Origin of the sequence: Lacrimispora sphenoides, assembly GCF_900105215.1 — a bacterium.
Lineage (GTDB): Bacteria > Bacillota > Clostridia > Lachnospirales > Lachnospiraceae > Lacrimispora > Lacrimispora sphenoides_A.
In genome coordinates this window covers 370,441-385,805 of record NZ_FOIP01000002.1, presented here as the reverse complement: position 1 = coordinate 385,805, position 15,365 = coordinate 370,441, and the positions used below count along the sequence as shown (strand labels likewise).

Annotated in this window: 19 protein-coding genes; all 19 read right to left on the bottom strand. The window is 40.3% G+C overall.

Features of this window, described 5'->3' with window-relative positions:
* Positions 1–30: 30 nt before the first annotated feature.
* Complete coding sequence (locus BMW45_RS18565) at positions 31–348, bottom strand: hypothetical protein (protein WP_092247470.1); 318 nt, start codon at positions 346–348, stop codon at positions 31–33.
* Positions 349–796: 448 nt separating this feature from the next.
* On the bottom strand, positions 797–1,228 hold the full coding sequence (locus BMW45_RS18560) for a DUF4489 domain-containing protein (protein WP_092251122.1): 432 nt from the start codon (positions 1,226–1,228) through the stop codon (positions 797–799).
* A gap of 134 nt (positions 1,229–1,362) precedes the next feature.
* Positions 1,363–2,196: a hypothetical protein gene (locus BMW45_RS18555; RefSeq protein ID WP_092247468.1), complete on the bottom strand. Its 834-nt coding sequence runs from the start codon at positions 2,194–2,196 to the stop codon at positions 1,363–1,365.
* Positions 2,197–2,250: 54 nt separating this feature from the next.
* Entirely contained in the window at positions 2,251–2,673 is a 423-nt protein-coding gene (locus tag BMW45_RS18550) for a phage holin family protein (protein ID WP_092251121.1), read from the bottom strand.
* Between the two features lie 11 nt (positions 2,674–2,684).
* Positions 2,685–2,822 carry an XkdX family protein gene (locus BMW45_RS18545; protein WP_092247466.1) on the bottom strand — a complete coding sequence of 46 codons (138 nt, stop codon included), beginning with the start codon at positions 2,820–2,822 and terminating at the stop codon, positions 2,685–2,687.
* Positions 2,815–3,273 (bottom strand): hypothetical protein, encoded by a 459-nt coding sequence (locus BMW45_RS18540; protein ID WP_092247464.1) that lies wholly within the window; start codon positions 3,271–3,273, stop codon positions 2,815–2,817. Before BMW45_RS18540 ends, BMW45_RS18545 begins: the two co-directional genes overlap by 8 nt.
* 13 nt (positions 3,274–3,286) lie before the next feature.
* Entirely contained in the window at positions 3,287–5,200 is a 1,914-nt protein-coding gene (locus tag BMW45_RS18535; RefSeq protein WP_092247462.1) for a hypothetical protein, read from the bottom strand.
* Between the two features lie 10 nt (positions 5,201–5,210).
* Positions 5,211–5,744 carry a hypothetical protein gene (locus tag BMW45_RS18530; protein WP_092247460.1) on the bottom strand — a complete coding sequence of 178 codons (534 nt, stop codon included), beginning with the start codon at positions 5,742–5,744 and terminating at the stop codon, positions 5,211–5,213.
* Positions 5,745–6,548, bottom strand: a complete 804-nt coding sequence (locus tag BMW45_RS18525) for a phage tail-collar fiber domain-containing protein (RefSeq protein WP_092247458.1) — start codon at positions 6,546–6,548, stop codon at positions 5,745–5,747.
* Between the two features lie 12 nt (positions 6,549–6,560).
* The gene (locus BMW45_RS18520; RefSeq protein WP_166433422.1) at positions 6,561–7,112 is read right to left on the bottom strand and encodes a phage tail protein I; all 552 of its coding nucleotides are present in this window, start codon (positions 7,110–7,112) and stop codon (positions 6,561–6,563) included.
* Positions 7,105–8,256, bottom strand: coding sequence for a baseplate assembly protein (locus BMW45_RS18515; RefSeq protein WP_092247454.1), 1,152 nt, complete (start codon positions 8,254–8,256; stop codon positions 7,105–7,107). Before BMW45_RS18515 ends, BMW45_RS18520 begins: the two co-directional genes overlap by 8 nt.
* Positions 8,231–8,548: a GPW/gp25 family protein gene (locus BMW45_RS18510; RefSeq protein WP_092247452.1), complete on the bottom strand. Its 318-nt coding sequence runs from the start codon at positions 8,546–8,548 to the stop codon at positions 8,231–8,233. The genes BMW45_RS18515 and BMW45_RS18510 overlap by 26 nt, the downstream gene beginning before the upstream one ends.
* Positions 8,549–8,562: 14 nt before the next feature.
* The gene (locus BMW45_RS18505; RefSeq protein WP_092247450.1) at positions 8,563–8,961 is read right to left on the bottom strand and encodes a phage tail protein; all 399 of its coding nucleotides are present in this window, start codon (positions 8,959–8,961) and stop codon (positions 8,563–8,565) included.
* An 88-nt stretch (positions 8,962–9,049) separates the two neighbouring features.
* On the bottom strand, positions 9,050–9,439 hold the full coding sequence (locus BMW45_RS18500) for a hypothetical protein (RefSeq protein WP_092247448.1): 390 nt from the start codon (positions 9,437–9,439) through the stop codon (positions 9,050–9,052).
* An 11-nt stretch (positions 9,440–9,450) separates the two neighbouring features.
* Positions 9,451–10,482: a phage late control D family protein gene (locus tag BMW45_RS18495; RefSeq protein ID WP_092247446.1), complete on the bottom strand. Its 1,032-nt coding sequence runs from the start codon at positions 10,480–10,482 to the stop codon at positions 9,451–9,453.
* The gene (locus tag BMW45_RS18490) at positions 10,475–10,702 is read right to left on the bottom strand and encodes a tail protein X (protein ID WP_092247444.1); all 228 of its coding nucleotides are present in this window, start codon (positions 10,700–10,702) and stop codon (positions 10,475–10,477) included. Before BMW45_RS18490 ends, BMW45_RS18495 begins: the two co-directional genes overlap by 8 nt.
* 11 nt (positions 10,703–10,713) lie before the next feature.
* A complete protein-coding gene (locus BMW45_RS18485) occupies positions 10,714–14,298 on the bottom strand; it encodes a phage tail tape measure protein (RefSeq protein ID WP_092247442.1) in 3,585 nt (1,194 codons plus the stop codon).
* 152 nt (positions 14,299–14,450) lie between these two features.
* On the bottom strand, positions 14,451–14,819 hold the full coding sequence (locus tag BMW45_RS18480) for a phage tail assembly protein (protein ID WP_092247440.1): 369 nt from the start codon (positions 14,817–14,819) through the stop codon (positions 14,451–14,453).
* 12 nt (positions 14,820–14,831) lie between these two features.
* The gene (locus BMW45_RS18475) at positions 14,832–15,365 is read right to left on the bottom strand and encodes a phage major tail tube protein (protein WP_092247437.1); all 534 of its coding nucleotides are present in this window, start codon (positions 15,363–15,365) and stop codon (positions 14,832–14,834) included.

The following is a 15,365-nucleotide window of genomic DNA, read 5'->3' as shown; positions in this document are numbered from 1 at the left end:
GGCCCGGAATACCGAAGCCCGCTCTTATCATTAACTATCTTTCATACTCGTCATATTCTTCGTAATCTTCATACTCATCATACTTTTCACGTTTGTCACATTCGTGTTTGCATTCACATTCGCACTTGGGTTTGCATTCCCATTTGATTTTGCATTCGCATTTAGGTTTGCATTCGCATTTACGTTTCTTTTCGCATTCGCATTCACGCTTCTTTTCGCATTCGCATTCACGCTTCTTTTCGCATTCGCATTCACGCTTCTTTTCGCATTCGCGCTTCTTTTCGCATTCGCATTCGCGTTTTGGTTCGCGCTTTTCAAAACATTCACATCTACATTTAAAAGTATCACTACTCATTTACTTTCACTCCTTTCATTCCGTATTCATAATATTATATGGGACAGGTAGACAAGGTGTGAATTTCGAGAATGGCTTATATAGAAAGTGGACCCCAGGTCAAAGAACCGGAGCCCACTAATTAGGAGTAATAAATTATTGACTTCACAATATATTATATGTAATACTTTTAATAATGACCCTTTGTATTCAATGATCACTCCGCGGACACTGCAACACCCGTTCTGATCTTGAATGGACAACAGATGGGTTATGGTAATTAATAAAAATAAAGGGCGGGCCCGAATATTGGATACCCGCCTATACTTTACTCTATATCTTAAATTCTCTTAATTCCCGAATACCCATACCATAAGCACGTCATATTCCGTACTTTTCTACTAATTCACATTTTTAAACATTTTTTGTATTTAATCATTTATTTGTATTTAATATTTCCTACTATTTACAGGCATTGCAGTCATTATCTACAATAAACGCGGAAAGTGATGCATGATTAACAGAAGTAACGCCTACTGTTACAGTACTTGCTACCCTTGTAACAACGCTGTATGTGCAGCATTCGTCATCACAGATATCACAGTCACAAATAAAGAATGAAAATGTGTTACTATCAGTAATGGTTGATAGCCGTGAAAAAGTCCAAACAGGTCCGATAGGAATAGGAGTCGCCATACCTTTACACTGCTTGAATATCTGAAAATCAAGTGTGAGAGCCGCCACTCTAGTTGCAATGTCGCTTGTAAATTCAAGTTTAATACAAGGTTTTTTAAAACCCTTAACATTAACGCTAACTGTAGTGAGAGTAAATCTTGCACCGGCTCTAGTATTAACTGGAAGCACTAAAGACCCTGAATTACCACACCTTAACATTGTCCTATTGGGTTTAAGTTTTTTTTGACGTTTTTCGCATACGCACACAAAAAGGCCCGGAATACCGGTTACCGCCTATACATTACCCCGCCAGCCCCGGAAACTGCAGCGCACCATCCTGATCTGGAGAGAGTTTAAATGTCATCATTCTTGTTAATAGTCCATATCTCTTGAGCGCCGTTATCTTTGGTATGCCAGCAGGCACCTTCCAGAGGTCCATCTTTCGTGCTGTCAAGGAAATACCATTCTCCTGATCCATCATCTGGATCACAGATTTTCCCGTCCCAGCGATGCCAACCAGTGACCATATATCCAACTCTGTTGAATAGGTAGTAATGATGATTGATAATACACCACTTATCAGCAGGGTAACTGCCATTTTCTCTGCGATACCAGTAGCCTTTCTGATCTTTTATCCAGCCCGGTTTATCATCTTCAACATAGTCGATATAACAAAACCCTTTTACAGTAGCGTCATTCCACGGCCTTGTCTTGATCTTAACCTGTCCACCATTACGATCTGATAGATTCGATGATGTATTACCCTCTAGACAATCCCACCACTTCTGTCCATTTTGAGAGTATATTCGGATTACTCTTCCGGCATGGGAAAAATCAAATATAACCACAGCTCCAAGTTGGGGAGTCATGCCTACTTTACCAGCCTTCTTAAAGGCGTTGTAGGTGGAAAAACAGTTATACCCTACATAGGTGCTGTGAGTCATATTCCAGTGCAGCAGGGCAACATCTTTGCCGTACTCATAGCTTTCTAAAGCAAATTGCATTGTGCAACACCAGGGTTGTCCCTGACACCCCATCAGCCCCCAGGCATTAACATCTCGTGAGTATTTTGTGTAGTTGTTGCTGCCCTTATTAGCTGTCTTAGAATCCAACTGAGCGTTGGTTTCCTTTTCAATATATCCTTCTTCTTCTACCCCTCTGCTGATTAATCCTTTTAATGATCCCATATGTACCTCCAATTGAAAAAGGCCCAGGATAATCCTAGGCCCAAAAGTTAAATGTTATTCTGTTACTTCTGCTTTCTTCTTAAGCACGTCAATGGCTTTGATCAGAACTGCCGGAAGCGGCAGACCCATGAGTCCGGCATTCTCCACGATAGAGATCAGTTCATTTGCCATGAATCCAATAATCACCATGTCCCGTATGTAATTAGTCCCTATGGCCAGATCCAGACGGTAGGCGATAAGGACAAATAGAAGGGTCATGCATTTGCGGCACAATCCTTTAAAGCCCGCTTTAGATTCCAATGCACCGGTTTCTGTTTTGGTACTCCTCTTGAAGATTCCGGCCACTGCCAATCCGGAAAGAAAATCAATGACCATAAAAAGGACCAGAGTACCGATCCCGGTATCCCAGCCCCCAAATAATGACGTTATGAAGCTTCCCACTGCTCCTGCCACTGTACAAAGCGCTTCTTTTTTCATTCTCATATTCCTCACTCTTTCCCATACTCTTTCCCGGTGATATCCAGGTATTCTTTTTCGGTAATCCAGCGGCCTACAGCATTCCATACCATTCCAATGGACCACAATTTTGCATTGTAAAATTTTTTTACTGTTTCAAATTTATTCATGACCTACCTCCATTTCAATACCGGACATCATGGACAGATAAACTACCTGAGCATTAAGCACCTTATTTTGTTCCTGCAGTTCTTTCACCTCGTCTTGGATTGTTGGTGTCCTGTACTCAGCTATGAATACCTGACCCATGACCTCTACATTGCCGTATGTGGGCGCACCATCTTCTGTCCCGATCTGTGTATACTCGATACCGATCGGGAAGTCAGACCGCATGAATATCCGACCAGTGTAGACTAGGTTGTCCTTCTTCCATTCTTCCTTGCCATCAATATCATACTTAGTAATGACATTGCTAGAAGTCAAAATCTTGTGAATATCGTCAATCGTATTTGAGCCTATTACAATAGCAACGGTAGCTGTATCTCCTACACGATCTAATCCACAACTACCCTTAGCAATCTCCAGAACCATATCACCAACTTTAATACTCTCATGTTTCATAATATTTCCTCCTTTATGATGTTGTTAAGTATGTATGTGTGAATAATATCCCATATGGCATCGATAGCGCTTTATTGAATTTGACATGTATAACACCAGACGCATCTATAAAACAGGTATCGACTATGGTTTGTGGAGAAACGGACAGTGCAGCATTACCACCATAAGCCCCGGGGAATCCAGATACTGTATATTCAACACCAGCACTCAGATTTGTATTTATTACCACACCGATCTGTATCGTCACCATTGCAATACCAGTCAGGTTACCATTCCTGATATATCCATTCTGGATTGTACCCCATGTACATGATAATCCAGATGTAATTACGTTCGAAATCTGTGTACCGTTCTGTCCGATAAATACTCCACCGTTAAAAGTCTGCCTTGGGGTAGTTGCACCGGGAATGGTACCAATTATGTGTACGTTAGAAGTACCTGATGCTACAACTCCAATAGTATTGTTCGATCCTGTACATGCCCAAATATAACCGTCTGAATCTACAAAATCCATTGCTTTGTTCTTCTGGGAAATGTCACAATAGTATATTCTTATCTGATTTGTTACAGCAGCGTATATACCAGTTTGGCTAGTCACAGAAGCATCGATCTGTAGGTAATGCAAATATACGCTGTTACTGTTAGAGACATTTACTGCTATAGTGCTTGAACTGTTTGTGACTTTAATGCCCAATACTGATACTTTCGCTAGGCAACCATTTATAGTTATCCTATCCACGTTTACGTTAGAAGATATTATATCTGGTGTAGTACTTGTAATTATTAAGTTACCATTGTAAAACCCTTGGATTGTTACTTCCTCTGGATATGTTCCATTATTTATAATAATTTTGGCATTACATCCACCGAGATTCTTTGGTATTGCCTTTAGAGCCATTGATATTGTAGTAAATGGGTTACTCCATGTACCATCACCAGATTCTACACCATTACCAGCAGTGACATAATATAAGATATCATCAACTAATTTATCTGCACCAGTACTGAATAATATTGCACCAGTACCTTTCGAGCTAAATGGAACTAAAGATGAAGGATATGTAATCTGATCAACGTTAACGGTTGTTTCTTCACTAGTAATACCAAAGTGGTTACTAGTACCACCGCACCTAACGTAGCAATTCCCACACCTTTTGAAATATATTGCTCTATATTTATTTGATACTGAACCATTAATGATTTGTATTGATGCACTAGTATCACAACTGATACCTGTCACATATCCATTATTTATATCTGTTGTACCAACTATGTTTGTACTGAGAACTTGTACGCTTTTGCATTTACTTATCTTTAGTGCATACTTGGTACCATCAGTAAATATTCCAATCCCTGATATACTAAACGAATTTATTTCTATATGTGCATCACACGAACTGATATATGCAGACTTAACCCCACGCTGTGCAATATCTCCGTTTGCACCTACTTTAATATTTCCATTATAATATCCAGATAGAAATAAATCTGAATCAGACGCACCAATCCACAACTGAACCGTATATCCATTCAAATTTTTAGGGATTAAACTAAGTGCCTTATCAATACTTTTAAATGCCATCTGCGATGAAGTACCCGTATTGTCATCCGACCCTGTTGAACTATTAATATAATATGTAACATCGGCTTTAAGAGTACTGCCATTAAAATCCTCAATAAATTTCTTTACTTTACCCAAGAACCGCTTAATAGTATCTCCCGCAGCCGGAACAGGAAACTTTGTATCAATGGTTTCCACGGTATTTACAATGGTTTCTGAAATATCGCCTTCTGATTTGTCCACCAAGTTTTCAAGTTTTGCCTTTACTGATGTTCCATCTTCCAAAAAAACCACATCTGCTGACGTATGCGTATAATAAACATTACCCTGACTATCTTGGAGTTCAACTTTTAGTTTTTCACTCATATGAATCCTCCTAACTCAAAAGCTTAAAAAATAGCTTACGAGATTCTCCTGTTTCATAAGACGTTCCAACTTTTATACTATCTCCATCTTTTCCGTCTTTTCCGGCTAGACCTGTACCCCCTGTCGCCCCTAAAATACTCCCTGCATACACCCATTTAGCAGTTGAAGCATTACCCGCAATAGTACAGCGATACATACGTCCCCGATCTGCTCCTGTCCCGGTATTCTGATAATAGTCTCCCACAAGTGCAGTCGTGACACCTGATCCGCTAAATACTGTATCGGTTGTGTTTGTTCCAGTTATCCCGGTACCGTTATACCACTGACTGCCACGCTGACCATCGCTTCCTTTGGCACCAGTTGCCCCCGTGGCTCCATCTTTCCCGGCTGGACCTGTAAGCTTTCCCACTGTTAGTTTTTGTTGAAACGTTTCTCCATCAGAAAAATACACTAAATCTGCTGTTGTCTGCACATCAGCATCACCTAACAATTGCCCTGTCGTTTCATCGTATACCTGCACTCTTACTTTATATACATCAGCCATTTATACACCCTCACTGTTCTTTGATATAATATTTAATCCCATAGTTGAGCTTATCTTAATGTTGTCACCAGTTCCGACTGTCTGTTTATCTGTCACCATTAAATACCATGTATTCTTCTCACGATCCTCTACAGGTATATCTTCTTCCATCACAAATATATATGACTTTTTTGCCACTAAATCCATTAAGCTTTTTTGAAGCTTCCCAAAGAAAACCTTTGTTTTCTCCCCTGCATTTGGAATAGGAAACATCGTATCAATAGGTTCTAAGTTTTCAATTACTGTTTCTGAAATATCTCCACCAGTGGCATCCACCTTTTCCTTTCGCAATTCTTCCACATCCTCTGCGGATGCCATTGCACCGGTCCCCATTCTGATTGTTGCCGACTCCGTATTTGATATCACTGTATAAGTGTCAAATGTGCTTGTTGCACCTTCCAGCTCAATTTCAGATGGCTGATAATCCATTTTGTTCTTTACGCCAAGAGCTATACTATACAAAATCTCTCCGTCATTAGGATCTTGTGCATAAACCCCGACCTCACTTATGTAATAGCCTTCTTCAATCCCTACATTGTCAATAACCGATCGTAATCTTACTGTATTACTTTCTGTTATTGAAATACTGCTTATGCCAAATGTCTGTTTTACGGATTTCATAGCCGTGGCAGCGATCAAATCCTCGGACCCGTTATATGTACCATCACCAAGTCTGATCGTAGTAAATACCGCATTGGTTTTTCCAGCTATTATTTTCGCATCAAGTGCCAGACCCTTTGCAGTAATGACAGCTTTATTAAACATTGCTTTCCTCCCTTACTTCACAATAATGTGTGGTATGCGGCAATTAAAAACAGCTGCATAACACGTATTTTTAATCTCACGACTAATTTTTACATTAGTAAGGTGTGATCTTATATTTTTTACCTTGTCAACGATTTCGTTAAAGCTCTTTATTATGTCCGGAGATAATTCTGTGTTAGTTTTTATATAAAATGTACCTGGCTCCCCGTTATATTCATACCATTCCACCACTTCACCTTCACCAAATATGGTTTGTACCATCTCATCTACAGCTGATACCGTACCCCCTTTTGCATACCATGCAATAGAGTTTTTTACGATATCCCTCTTAACATCAATATCCATTGATTCGTCATAATATTGACTTTTAAACTCCAATGCCAGAAGATCTACTATATTATCAGGTAATCCGTCAATATTGGCACATAGCGATGATAATCCTGCATAAGCAAGCATTTTTTCCATTCCTTTTTTTATTGCATAGCTCAACGCCTGTATATCAACATTTTCTTTAAAAAATGGAGGCAATAATGAGATTAATTCTGCATCTGATAATTTAATCATCTTCCAGTCCTCCATATGTTACGCTTGAAGTTCCAAGATAAGCCACGGATTCGATGTCCACCAACCCAAATTCTGGTGTTTCAATCTCTATTCTTTTTGCTCCTGCTGCCAGGACTCTCTTGGTTAGTTCGTTTGGATTAATATCCCTTCCCATCTTTGACCTTTGCCATATGATATACTCATTTATGATGTTTGAAACCTTTTGCTGTATAGATTCAGCACGGTTTTTATCACTCTGATTGATATAATATTTTGCAATTAAGTCATAATGGACTAATTGTGGTGCCATTACCTCAATCAGATCTGTCAATGGCTTAATTGTTGGTTCCTCAAGATATTCCTTTAGTTCATTTATTGATTCAATACCTGGGATCGCTCCTTCTTCTAATAAATATCTTATCCTAACCACACATGGTTCTGGACTTGTGACTTTTATATCTGAAATATTTGAATTAAATTCCCGTATATGATATTCATAAGCCGCTTCTGTTCCAGCCGCGGAATAAGATGCCGGAGCAATATAGATTCTTTCACGCAGAGAATCATCACTTTCAACATCAGCTCCATTTTCAGGCTTCGTAATGTTTCTTGCCGAATCCACAAATGGTACCGAATCCACAATAATTGCCAGATCCCCGATATCGTAATTGTTTCCGGCGCTCCCCAAGGCATTACACGTTGCTCCTATATCTACGAAAGTTTCCCCTGCCAAAATCTCACAATATTCATTGGTTGTAAAATACACACCATCTCCAGCGGTCACTCTAATTCCTTTTGGTATTCCAGTTGTTGTACCTCTAGCTTCTTTAACCGTAAATCTGATAGTTGTTGTGGCCCCGGTTGCTTTTTTTCTGTAGATATGTTTTAATGCTCCAAGGTTCTCCAGGAACTCCCCTCGGCTATACTTTAGTAACCCCATTTTTCCTGCATCATCGGAGAACATATATCCTTGAAAAATGAAATAAGCCGCTGTTTGTAGAATAATTCTCCGGTCATCTGCAGGCGCAAGTACAACCTCTTCTCCCGTCAGCTCCTTCTTTTTTTCCTTGAACCAAGAAATCATATCATTTTCCAATCTTGATATTGTGTAACTGTCAATGAAACTAATATCCGGATATTCATCTATCACGTTTAAATTGCCCATATCTATCCCCTTTCCGCAGGACGATATTTGCGTTCACCGTTCCGCTTTCATCATATTCCAGAGTAACTTCCGCAACTGAAATCCTAGGCTCATATTTTTCTACTTTTTCTATGATTTCTGTAGCAATATCGTTTTCCAGGTCTGGTGGAATCTTAGAAATGTTCGTCCAACTTGTTCCAAGTCCTCTGGCAAGTGGGATTGAACCGGATGGAATACTTAAAATGTTGTTGATACATCTTGATATATCTTCCATCTCTGATATATCATCATTGCCTATTAAGTTTAATTGCACGGCTCCTCCCTCCTTTATCGATACGATGCTATCATTGTCAGATCAATTGTCATTGACATGATTTCACCTTTTTTTAAAATAATATTGTAAGCACTGCCTATACTTGTTAGCATGGCCCTGCTGCATACATTCCTTCCCCCGATTACCAAAGGTGCTACCACCCCTTCAGCAAGGCTATACCATAGTTTATCTTCAATTACTTTAGGTCTTACACCCAGCATGGCATTTAATTCTACTGTAAATGTAGTGGTTTGTAGATCCGGACCTACAAACTCTACAATTGGCCAACCGTTTATCATATTATGCTTGCTGATCCTGGCAGAAAAGTTATATTTTAATTTATCAATGGTAAGGATCCTTTTGTCACTTGTCTGGAATTTAATGACGCTTCCCCAATTTCCTATCGTTGCCATTTTTCCTCCTTTTTGCCTTATTTAGTTGCGCCAGCGCTTTTTCGCCGTTTTCCTGGCATTTTTGTGGATAACTTTCTTTTTTCAGTTTTTACCCCAATGCCTCCACTTTTGATTCCAGTTCGTTTACCTTGTTCTGCAATAAATCTACTTTTCTCATCAAATCTATAACTTGTCTCAATGTAATAACTCCATCCGGATCCTTTAGGGTAAGGCTGTCATTATTTACATAGATACTTGCCTTCGGGGCATCACCATCCGATAGACATTCCCCCATGATGAATCCCGCTGCGGATCCGGTCGGCAAATGAAGTACCAGGACCTGATCCCCTTTTTTTAATACCTGTAACAGACCGCATGGTGAAAATATTGGAAGTTCTGCTGTCACATCATGAGATCGGTCCGGATAGTATATTGATGCTGTACCATCTTCTGCATTGTATGTACTTATATATCCCACTCTGATTCCACTGTCTGTCATGTCTTTCCTCCCTATAGCCGATCAAAAATGCGGTAGGCTGATACGTTCATGGAGTATCCGTTTCCGCCTGATACCTGGTGTATAACCTTATTCACAAAATACTTTCCATTACATCGGCCCATGCCGTATATTTCAATATTGCATGTGGCCACCACATTAGGATCCCCCATGGCAGCAAAGGCAAAGGTAACTGCTTTTTCATTTTCCTCATTTACCTTTGCCTTTGCAATCCTCTGCGCTTCACCCTCATTTTCTGCCTTTTCATTGATATGAAGAATCCTTTGTCCTTGCCCCACTGTAATGTCGATTACTTGTGCCTTGTCTCCTTTTTTATACCCCTTTGTAGGCCTTGGAATTGTGTATGATATGGTAGCACCTGTGTAAGTTCCATGCAGGGTGCTATTCCATTCCCAATTTCCATCAAAATCAGATTCTGTGAAGTATGCTGTAATTCCCCTGGGTTCATATAAAGCTTTATCAAATATAACCAGTGCCTTTTTATATATTTTAAGAAACATGCCCTGCTTCTGGCATATATCATATAAAAAGGCACTGTCAGTCTGTGCGTTCTGCTCTATTGAATCAATCACCGGCTCAGATCCCCAGTAATACAAATCGCTCATGCCGTATTTACTCATCATTTCCTGCGCTATTTGCTTAAGAGTGACCTTTTTCCAAGTCTTTGATATGGGATCAACCTGGAAAGATTGTGCTGCTGGTACAGATACTCCCTTTATCACGCACTGGCGTGGACTTCCTGAATATGTTAGATCATCGAGTAGGAAGTTTCCACAATGATATTTCAATAAATCACCATTGTTCTTCCAATTATGTAGCCAGATTGTAACATCAAGATCATGTCCCTTTTCCGGATAAAAGTCATCTTTAAGCCAGTCAGCATCCCTTCCGCTGAAAGTAAGGATAATTTCATCTGATACTCCGGAAGAATTGTCAGTATAGCTTAAGCTTTCCAATTTATCGGATAAGCCTATTTCTTTCCCATCGTATAATACTTCACAACTTGCATGTCTTGCTTTATCCATTTAACATCGCCCTCCATGTAGGATAGTCGCTTGAAACGGATGTCTGTACCATGCTTTCAATGCTTGGAAGTTTAAGTACGATCCCATCCGGAAATACAAAATATTGAAGTTTATCCCGATTGGCATCCATAAGCTTATCGCAATAATGTTCATTGCCATAGACTTCATAGGCGATCTGGTCCCAGGTTTGCCCGCTAATAGTAGTGTATGTCTTATCCATCGCCTACCTCCTTAAAATGCCAAGCGTTTCAGATCTTTCTCATATTGTCTCATAAAGCGCTCAAACCTTTGATAATCATCACTTAATATTTTTTTAACCATTTCCTCTGATGAAGCAGGAACACTGATAACAGGGGCATAAACTATTTTGCTTTCGCTATTGTCATTATTACCACCAAAAGAATTGCCATTTCCTCCTCCTGATTGTGAGCCGCCTCCAAGTACTCCAAGGGCCTCACCAGCTTTTTGCCAGATTGATACAGCATGAGATGATCCGTCAAGAGGTATAATTGCTTCCGGCCAGCCTGCTTCTGCAACAAGGCCCAAATGAGGAGTACTAAAAATACCTCCCTCTGCATGAGGCTCAAACACTTCTCTGATACTGTTATTATTATTTCTTCCGGCGTTTGGATTCGATGTGGAGGACTGTCTTGTTGCCACGCTTCCGACTTCCCAATTAAAATCCACCTCTCCATAAACCGTCATATGTCCAAATTTACTTTCAAGCTGCGTTTGCGCATGATCATAAAGTAATCTAATGCCCTCATCAACTTTATATTTACCGTTTATTATCCCTTTTGCAACTTCTTCCGTGATATTAATTCCATACTTCCCCATCCCCTCTACAAGGCGCTGATACTCAGCACCGTTTGTAGTTGCTTCTAGTAATACCCATAGAGCGTTTACGTCACCTTCCAGGACTCCTGCCGTTGCTGCATCTCTGATTCCTTTTGCCAACGATTCCGGTATTTCTTTCCCTCTATCCTCGTATTCCTTTTTAAGTATAAGAAGATCGCCAAGTTTCGGTTTTAATTCTTCCCATTGGCCTTGAAGTTCTCCCTTTGTCAGATCATTGAAATCTTGGATATTTAGCATATCAATTAATGCATTTGCTACATTTCCCGAAAAAGAAAGGTAATCAATTAATTCATTCTTGTTTTCATTTATCCTCTTTGAGAGTGCACCAGATACTGCTTCTAGTTGTAGGTCAGTGATCTTTTTCTCAACTTCAGCATTTCTTTTTTGGTGTGCTTCTTTTTGTTTCAGCTCATTGTTTTCCGCATCGGTTATAGCCTTATCTTTTTCTTCCCTCGAAATGGTTGGGTCTGACAATGTCTTATCTAGTTTCAAATTGTTTGCCGTAAGAGCTTTTCCGTATGACCGCAGATAAGTCTCTTTATCTTTTTGGGCTTGATCATTTGCTCTTTTTGACAAATTTTCATATGATTCTCTAGTAAGCTGCGATCCGTCTAAGATTTCACCTTTTAAAATTTGCCATTCTGCCTGAGATTCAGCTTCCATTACCTGGTTTTTAAGATCTGTAAAGTTATTTATCAGCTGGTCAATTCTCTTCTGCTCCATCGGAGTGATGATTTCATCTTCCATAGCAACTCTGTATGCTTCTCCCAATGTATTGCCCGCTACTTTTACTTCATCTTCCACACCTCTATAAAATTCATCAAGGCTGGTAATAATATCTTCCCCGCCCTCACCTTTGAACAAAGTCTTTACTGCAATGGTCGCAGCATAGTGTTCCTGTTCAACTGCACTTATAGACGATTCAATGTATTGATATATCGTTGATTCATAACTTTTTAGATCTGAGTCCGTTAGGTCCATTCCCATTGATATCTTCCAATTGATTTTTTTTAATGACTCTTCTTGTTGTCGCAACGTTCTTGAGATATCAGCGATTTTACCCATTTGATCGATAAATGAATTGATATTTTTTCTGTTTCCAGTATCAAGGATTCGTTCTGTAACTTCATCTAATTCGCTTAAAGAAAGCGAAATTGTTCCAAAAGATTCATCTAGGCGCTGTTTCCTTAATTCTGCATTCGCCATTTTAACCTTTGTAGATATTCCCACGATTGCTCCACCAGCCAAAGCCGCTAGTCCTATTGCCGCTGTGACCGGATTGCTTGCCATGGCAAAATATAATCCTTTGATAGAATCTGTAACATTGGTGATTGTCTGGGCCAACTTTAATGAAGCAATCGCTGTCCCAATTCCCACAAGGGTTCCCGCAACCACATCTGGATTTTCGATCATCCAATCCCCAAGTTCTATAAATGGACCTGCAAAGTCTACAACCGCATCCTTTGCCTCACCAATTTGCCTGATAACTGTTGGAATGTTCTTCTGAAAATTTTTAGCCATGCCATCAATATAGGCCGGATCAAATAGATCTGCTTCTTCGGTAAATTCCAGAGCCACATCCAAAACATCTGACAATGGATCTCTAAAATCCTGATACAGGGTGATTCCCATATCCGTTACCCGGTTCTTTACCATGTCAAGGCGGCTTTCAAATGTTGCGTATCTTTGGTCAGCTTCTTTTGTGAGTGCAGTATTTTCCTCAAATGCCCTATTGGCCATGTCGATAGATTCATTAAAGAGGCCGCTTGCATTCGCCGCCCTTAATAAGGTATCTCTCAACCTGACCTCTTTAATATCCATTGAATCCAATGTAACAATTGCAGACTGCCCCAATCTTTCAGTATCGTTTAAGCCAGAAATAAAGGCCCCCATAGCTTTTGCTGCGTTATCTTTAAAAGCCGCAGCAAATTCTTCTGATGTCATATTTGCCACATCCGCAAAGTCTTGTAGGCTACCTGCGGATTTTTGAGCTTCTTTCACTGATTCCCTTAATTGCTTGCTATTTTGTCCTGTAGCTGCTGCAAAATTTTTTAATGCGCTCCCGCCTTTTGCTACAGCGTTTTCTGCCTGCTCTGTTGTGCGTCCCGTCCTTGCCAAAGCTTCTTCCAAAGGTCCCCATGCATCTAGTCCTGTTTCAACTGCAAGCTGCATCTCAATCATCATCTTGGACATAGCAGATCCGCCCATTTCTGCCTCTATACCAACGCTGGATAATGCGGCAGCAAAACCCATTATATCTGCCTCATTCATTTTTACCTGCGTACCGGCACCAGCAAGACGCATCGCCATACTAACGATATCCAACTCTGTTGTAGCCATGTGATTGCCCAAATCAACAACAGAACTTCCCAATCTGTCAAACTTGTCCTGGGCCATGCCTGTGATGTTTGCGAACTTTGCAAATTGTGAGGCACCTACATCTCCAAGGTTTGTGGCTACCTTTAAATCAGCCATAACATTCGTAAACTCTTCAATATTTTCCGTATGTATTCCAAGCTGTCCGGCAGCTTCTGCAATCTCTGCCAGTTCTACTGCTGTCTGCGGCTTGTTTTTTGCCATCTCTCTAAGGCCTTCTTCTAAGTCAGCTAATTGCTGATCTGTAGCATCTACCGTCTTTTTAACTCCGGCAAAAGCAGATTCAAAGTCAGAACCAACATGGATAATCAGTCCACCTGCCACGCCTGCTGCTGCACCTGCTGCCAGTAATGCTTCTGCTGTGGTTTTCACTGCTGTAGTTGCACCATTCCAAAGCCCGTCAATTCCGCTTCCAGCCTTTCCCATGGCATCTGTAAAGCTTACGCTTTCATTGCTCGTTGCCGCTGCTTCTTTTGCAACTGCTTTGAGTTGTTTCTTAGTGAGGTTACAGGCCTCGCCCAATGACCGATCAATCATTCCAGCAATTTCTATCGCCAGCTTGTACTGTTTATTATCTGCCACGTTTTTTCTCCCTTCTTACTCTTTTTTTGCTGCTACCGCAAAAATATTTCTTAGTTCATTAAGTGGCAGTCCAAACAAATAGTCTAATCCGGTATGGGTTAATAAAGAAAGCTTAAGGCAATTACGCCTGATTATTTCCGAATCATCCGCTCTTATCCCGGCATGTAAAAAAAACCTGCCACCACGTTTTTTATTCTTACGGCATCCCTTGCCTTCATATGGTTGCACCATTCCCACGGCTTATGATTAACCCTTGCCGCAGTTAGTAATGCATACCTTCTTGTAATTTCTGGATTTGAACCAGAATATCCATGAATACGTATCCGCTCATCAACAGCAAACATATCTTCCGCTGTCATATCATAGAGTCCAGATAAGTTAATCTCTTTTACCTCCACGCCATCAAAAATATAAGGATCATACAGTTTTACAATGACCTTTGGCCCACCGGATGTAGAAGAGGTCGCTTGTCCGGCGGCCTCTTGTAATATCTCTTCCTTATTCTGATTTTTAATATCCATAATGTCCTCCCATTAACATAACTTTCGAACTTTTTCCATTAAGTCTGTGCCGTTAATTCGGTAGATGTTGTTAAGCTTATCAATCTCAATAAGCTTAACACCGTCAATCTCATACAATATATATGTCGCCTCAATACTCAGCTTTGATCCCATGACATCGCCTGGTTTAAGGTTTCCTGGAGATAAGCTTTTACAGCGCCCACCCACCACGTAACGGAATCCCGTAAAATCTGATACGCCTGTAGATTTGTCTGTTACCTGGATTGCACCCCTAATATTAAACCTTACCTGTTTCATGGGATTTGCGAACTCAAGGACCGGCCTGTACAAAATGCGAAATGGGATATCCTGGGTGATAGAGTCAAAATGACCTAATATAGGAACATCGTACGACCCAGGGATTCCCGCCCCCGTGATGGTTGCTGTTTTGCTGGCTAAGTCCGCCATGTTCATTTCATCAGTAATCCCTATAAGCTGATCGCCATCTCCATCGTATACTCTAAAACCATGAATTACTTCTGGAATGATTTTATTGTCAAATTCCAT

Coding starts and splice junctions, on each gene's coding strand:
- BMW45_RS18560 (WP_092251122.1), bottom strand. CDS start 1,228: ATGTTAAGGTGTGGTAATTCAGGGTCTTTAGTGCTTCCAGTTAATACT.
- BMW45_RS18555 (WP_092247468.1), bottom strand. CDS start 2,196: ATGGGATCATTAAAAGGATTAATCAGCAGAGGGGTAGAAGAAGAAGGA.
- BMW45_RS18550 (WP_092251121.1), bottom strand. CDS start 2,673: ATGAAAAAAGAAGCGCTTTGTACAGTGGCAGGAGCAGTGGGAAGCTTC.
- BMW45_RS18545 (WP_092247466.1), bottom strand. CDS start 2,822: ATGAATAAATTTGAAACAGTAAAAAAATTTTACAATGCAAAATTGTGG.
- BMW45_RS18540 (WP_092247464.1), bottom strand. CDS start 3,273: ATGAAACATGAGAGTATTAAAGTTGGTGATATGGTTCTGGAGATTGCT.
- BMW45_RS18535 (WP_092247462.1), bottom strand. CDS start 5,200: ATGAGTGAAAAACTAAAAGTTGAACTCCAAGATAGTCAGGGTAATGTT.
- BMW45_RS18530 (WP_092247460.1), bottom strand. CDS start 5,744: ATGGCTGATGTATATAAAGTAAGAGTGCAGGTATACGATGAAACGACA.
- BMW45_RS18525 (WP_092247458.1), bottom strand. CDS start 6,548: ATGTTTAATAAAGCTGTCATTACTGCAAAGGGTCTGGCACTTGATGCG.
- BMW45_RS18520 (WP_166433422.1), bottom strand. CDS start 7,112: ATGATTAAATTATCAGATGCAGAATTAATCTCATTATTGCCTCCATTT.
- BMW45_RS18515 (WP_092247454.1), bottom strand. CDS start 8,256: ATGGGCAATTTAAACGTGATAGATGAATATCCGGATATTAGTTTCATT.
- BMW45_RS18505 (WP_092247450.1), bottom strand. CDS start 8,961: ATGGCAACGATAGGAAATTGGGGAAGCGTCATTAAATTCCAGACAAGT.
- BMW45_RS18500 (WP_092247448.1), bottom strand. CDS start 9,439: ATGACAGACAGTGGAATCAGAGTGGGATATATAAGTACATACAATGCA.
- BMW45_RS18495 (WP_092247446.1), bottom strand. CDS start 10,482: ATGGATAAAGCAAGACATGCAAGTTGTGAAGTATTATACGATGGGAAA.
- BMW45_RS18490 (WP_092247444.1), bottom strand. CDS start 10,702: ATGGATAAGACATACACTACTATTAGCGGGCAAACCTGGGACCAGATC.
- BMW45_RS18480 (WP_092247440.1), bottom strand. CDS start 14,819: ATGGATATTAAAAATCAGAATAAGGAAGAGATATTACAAGAGGCCGCC.
- BMW45_RS18475 (WP_092247437.1), bottom strand. CDS start 15,365: ATGGAATTTGACAATAAAATCATTCCAGAAGTAATTCATGGTTTTAGA.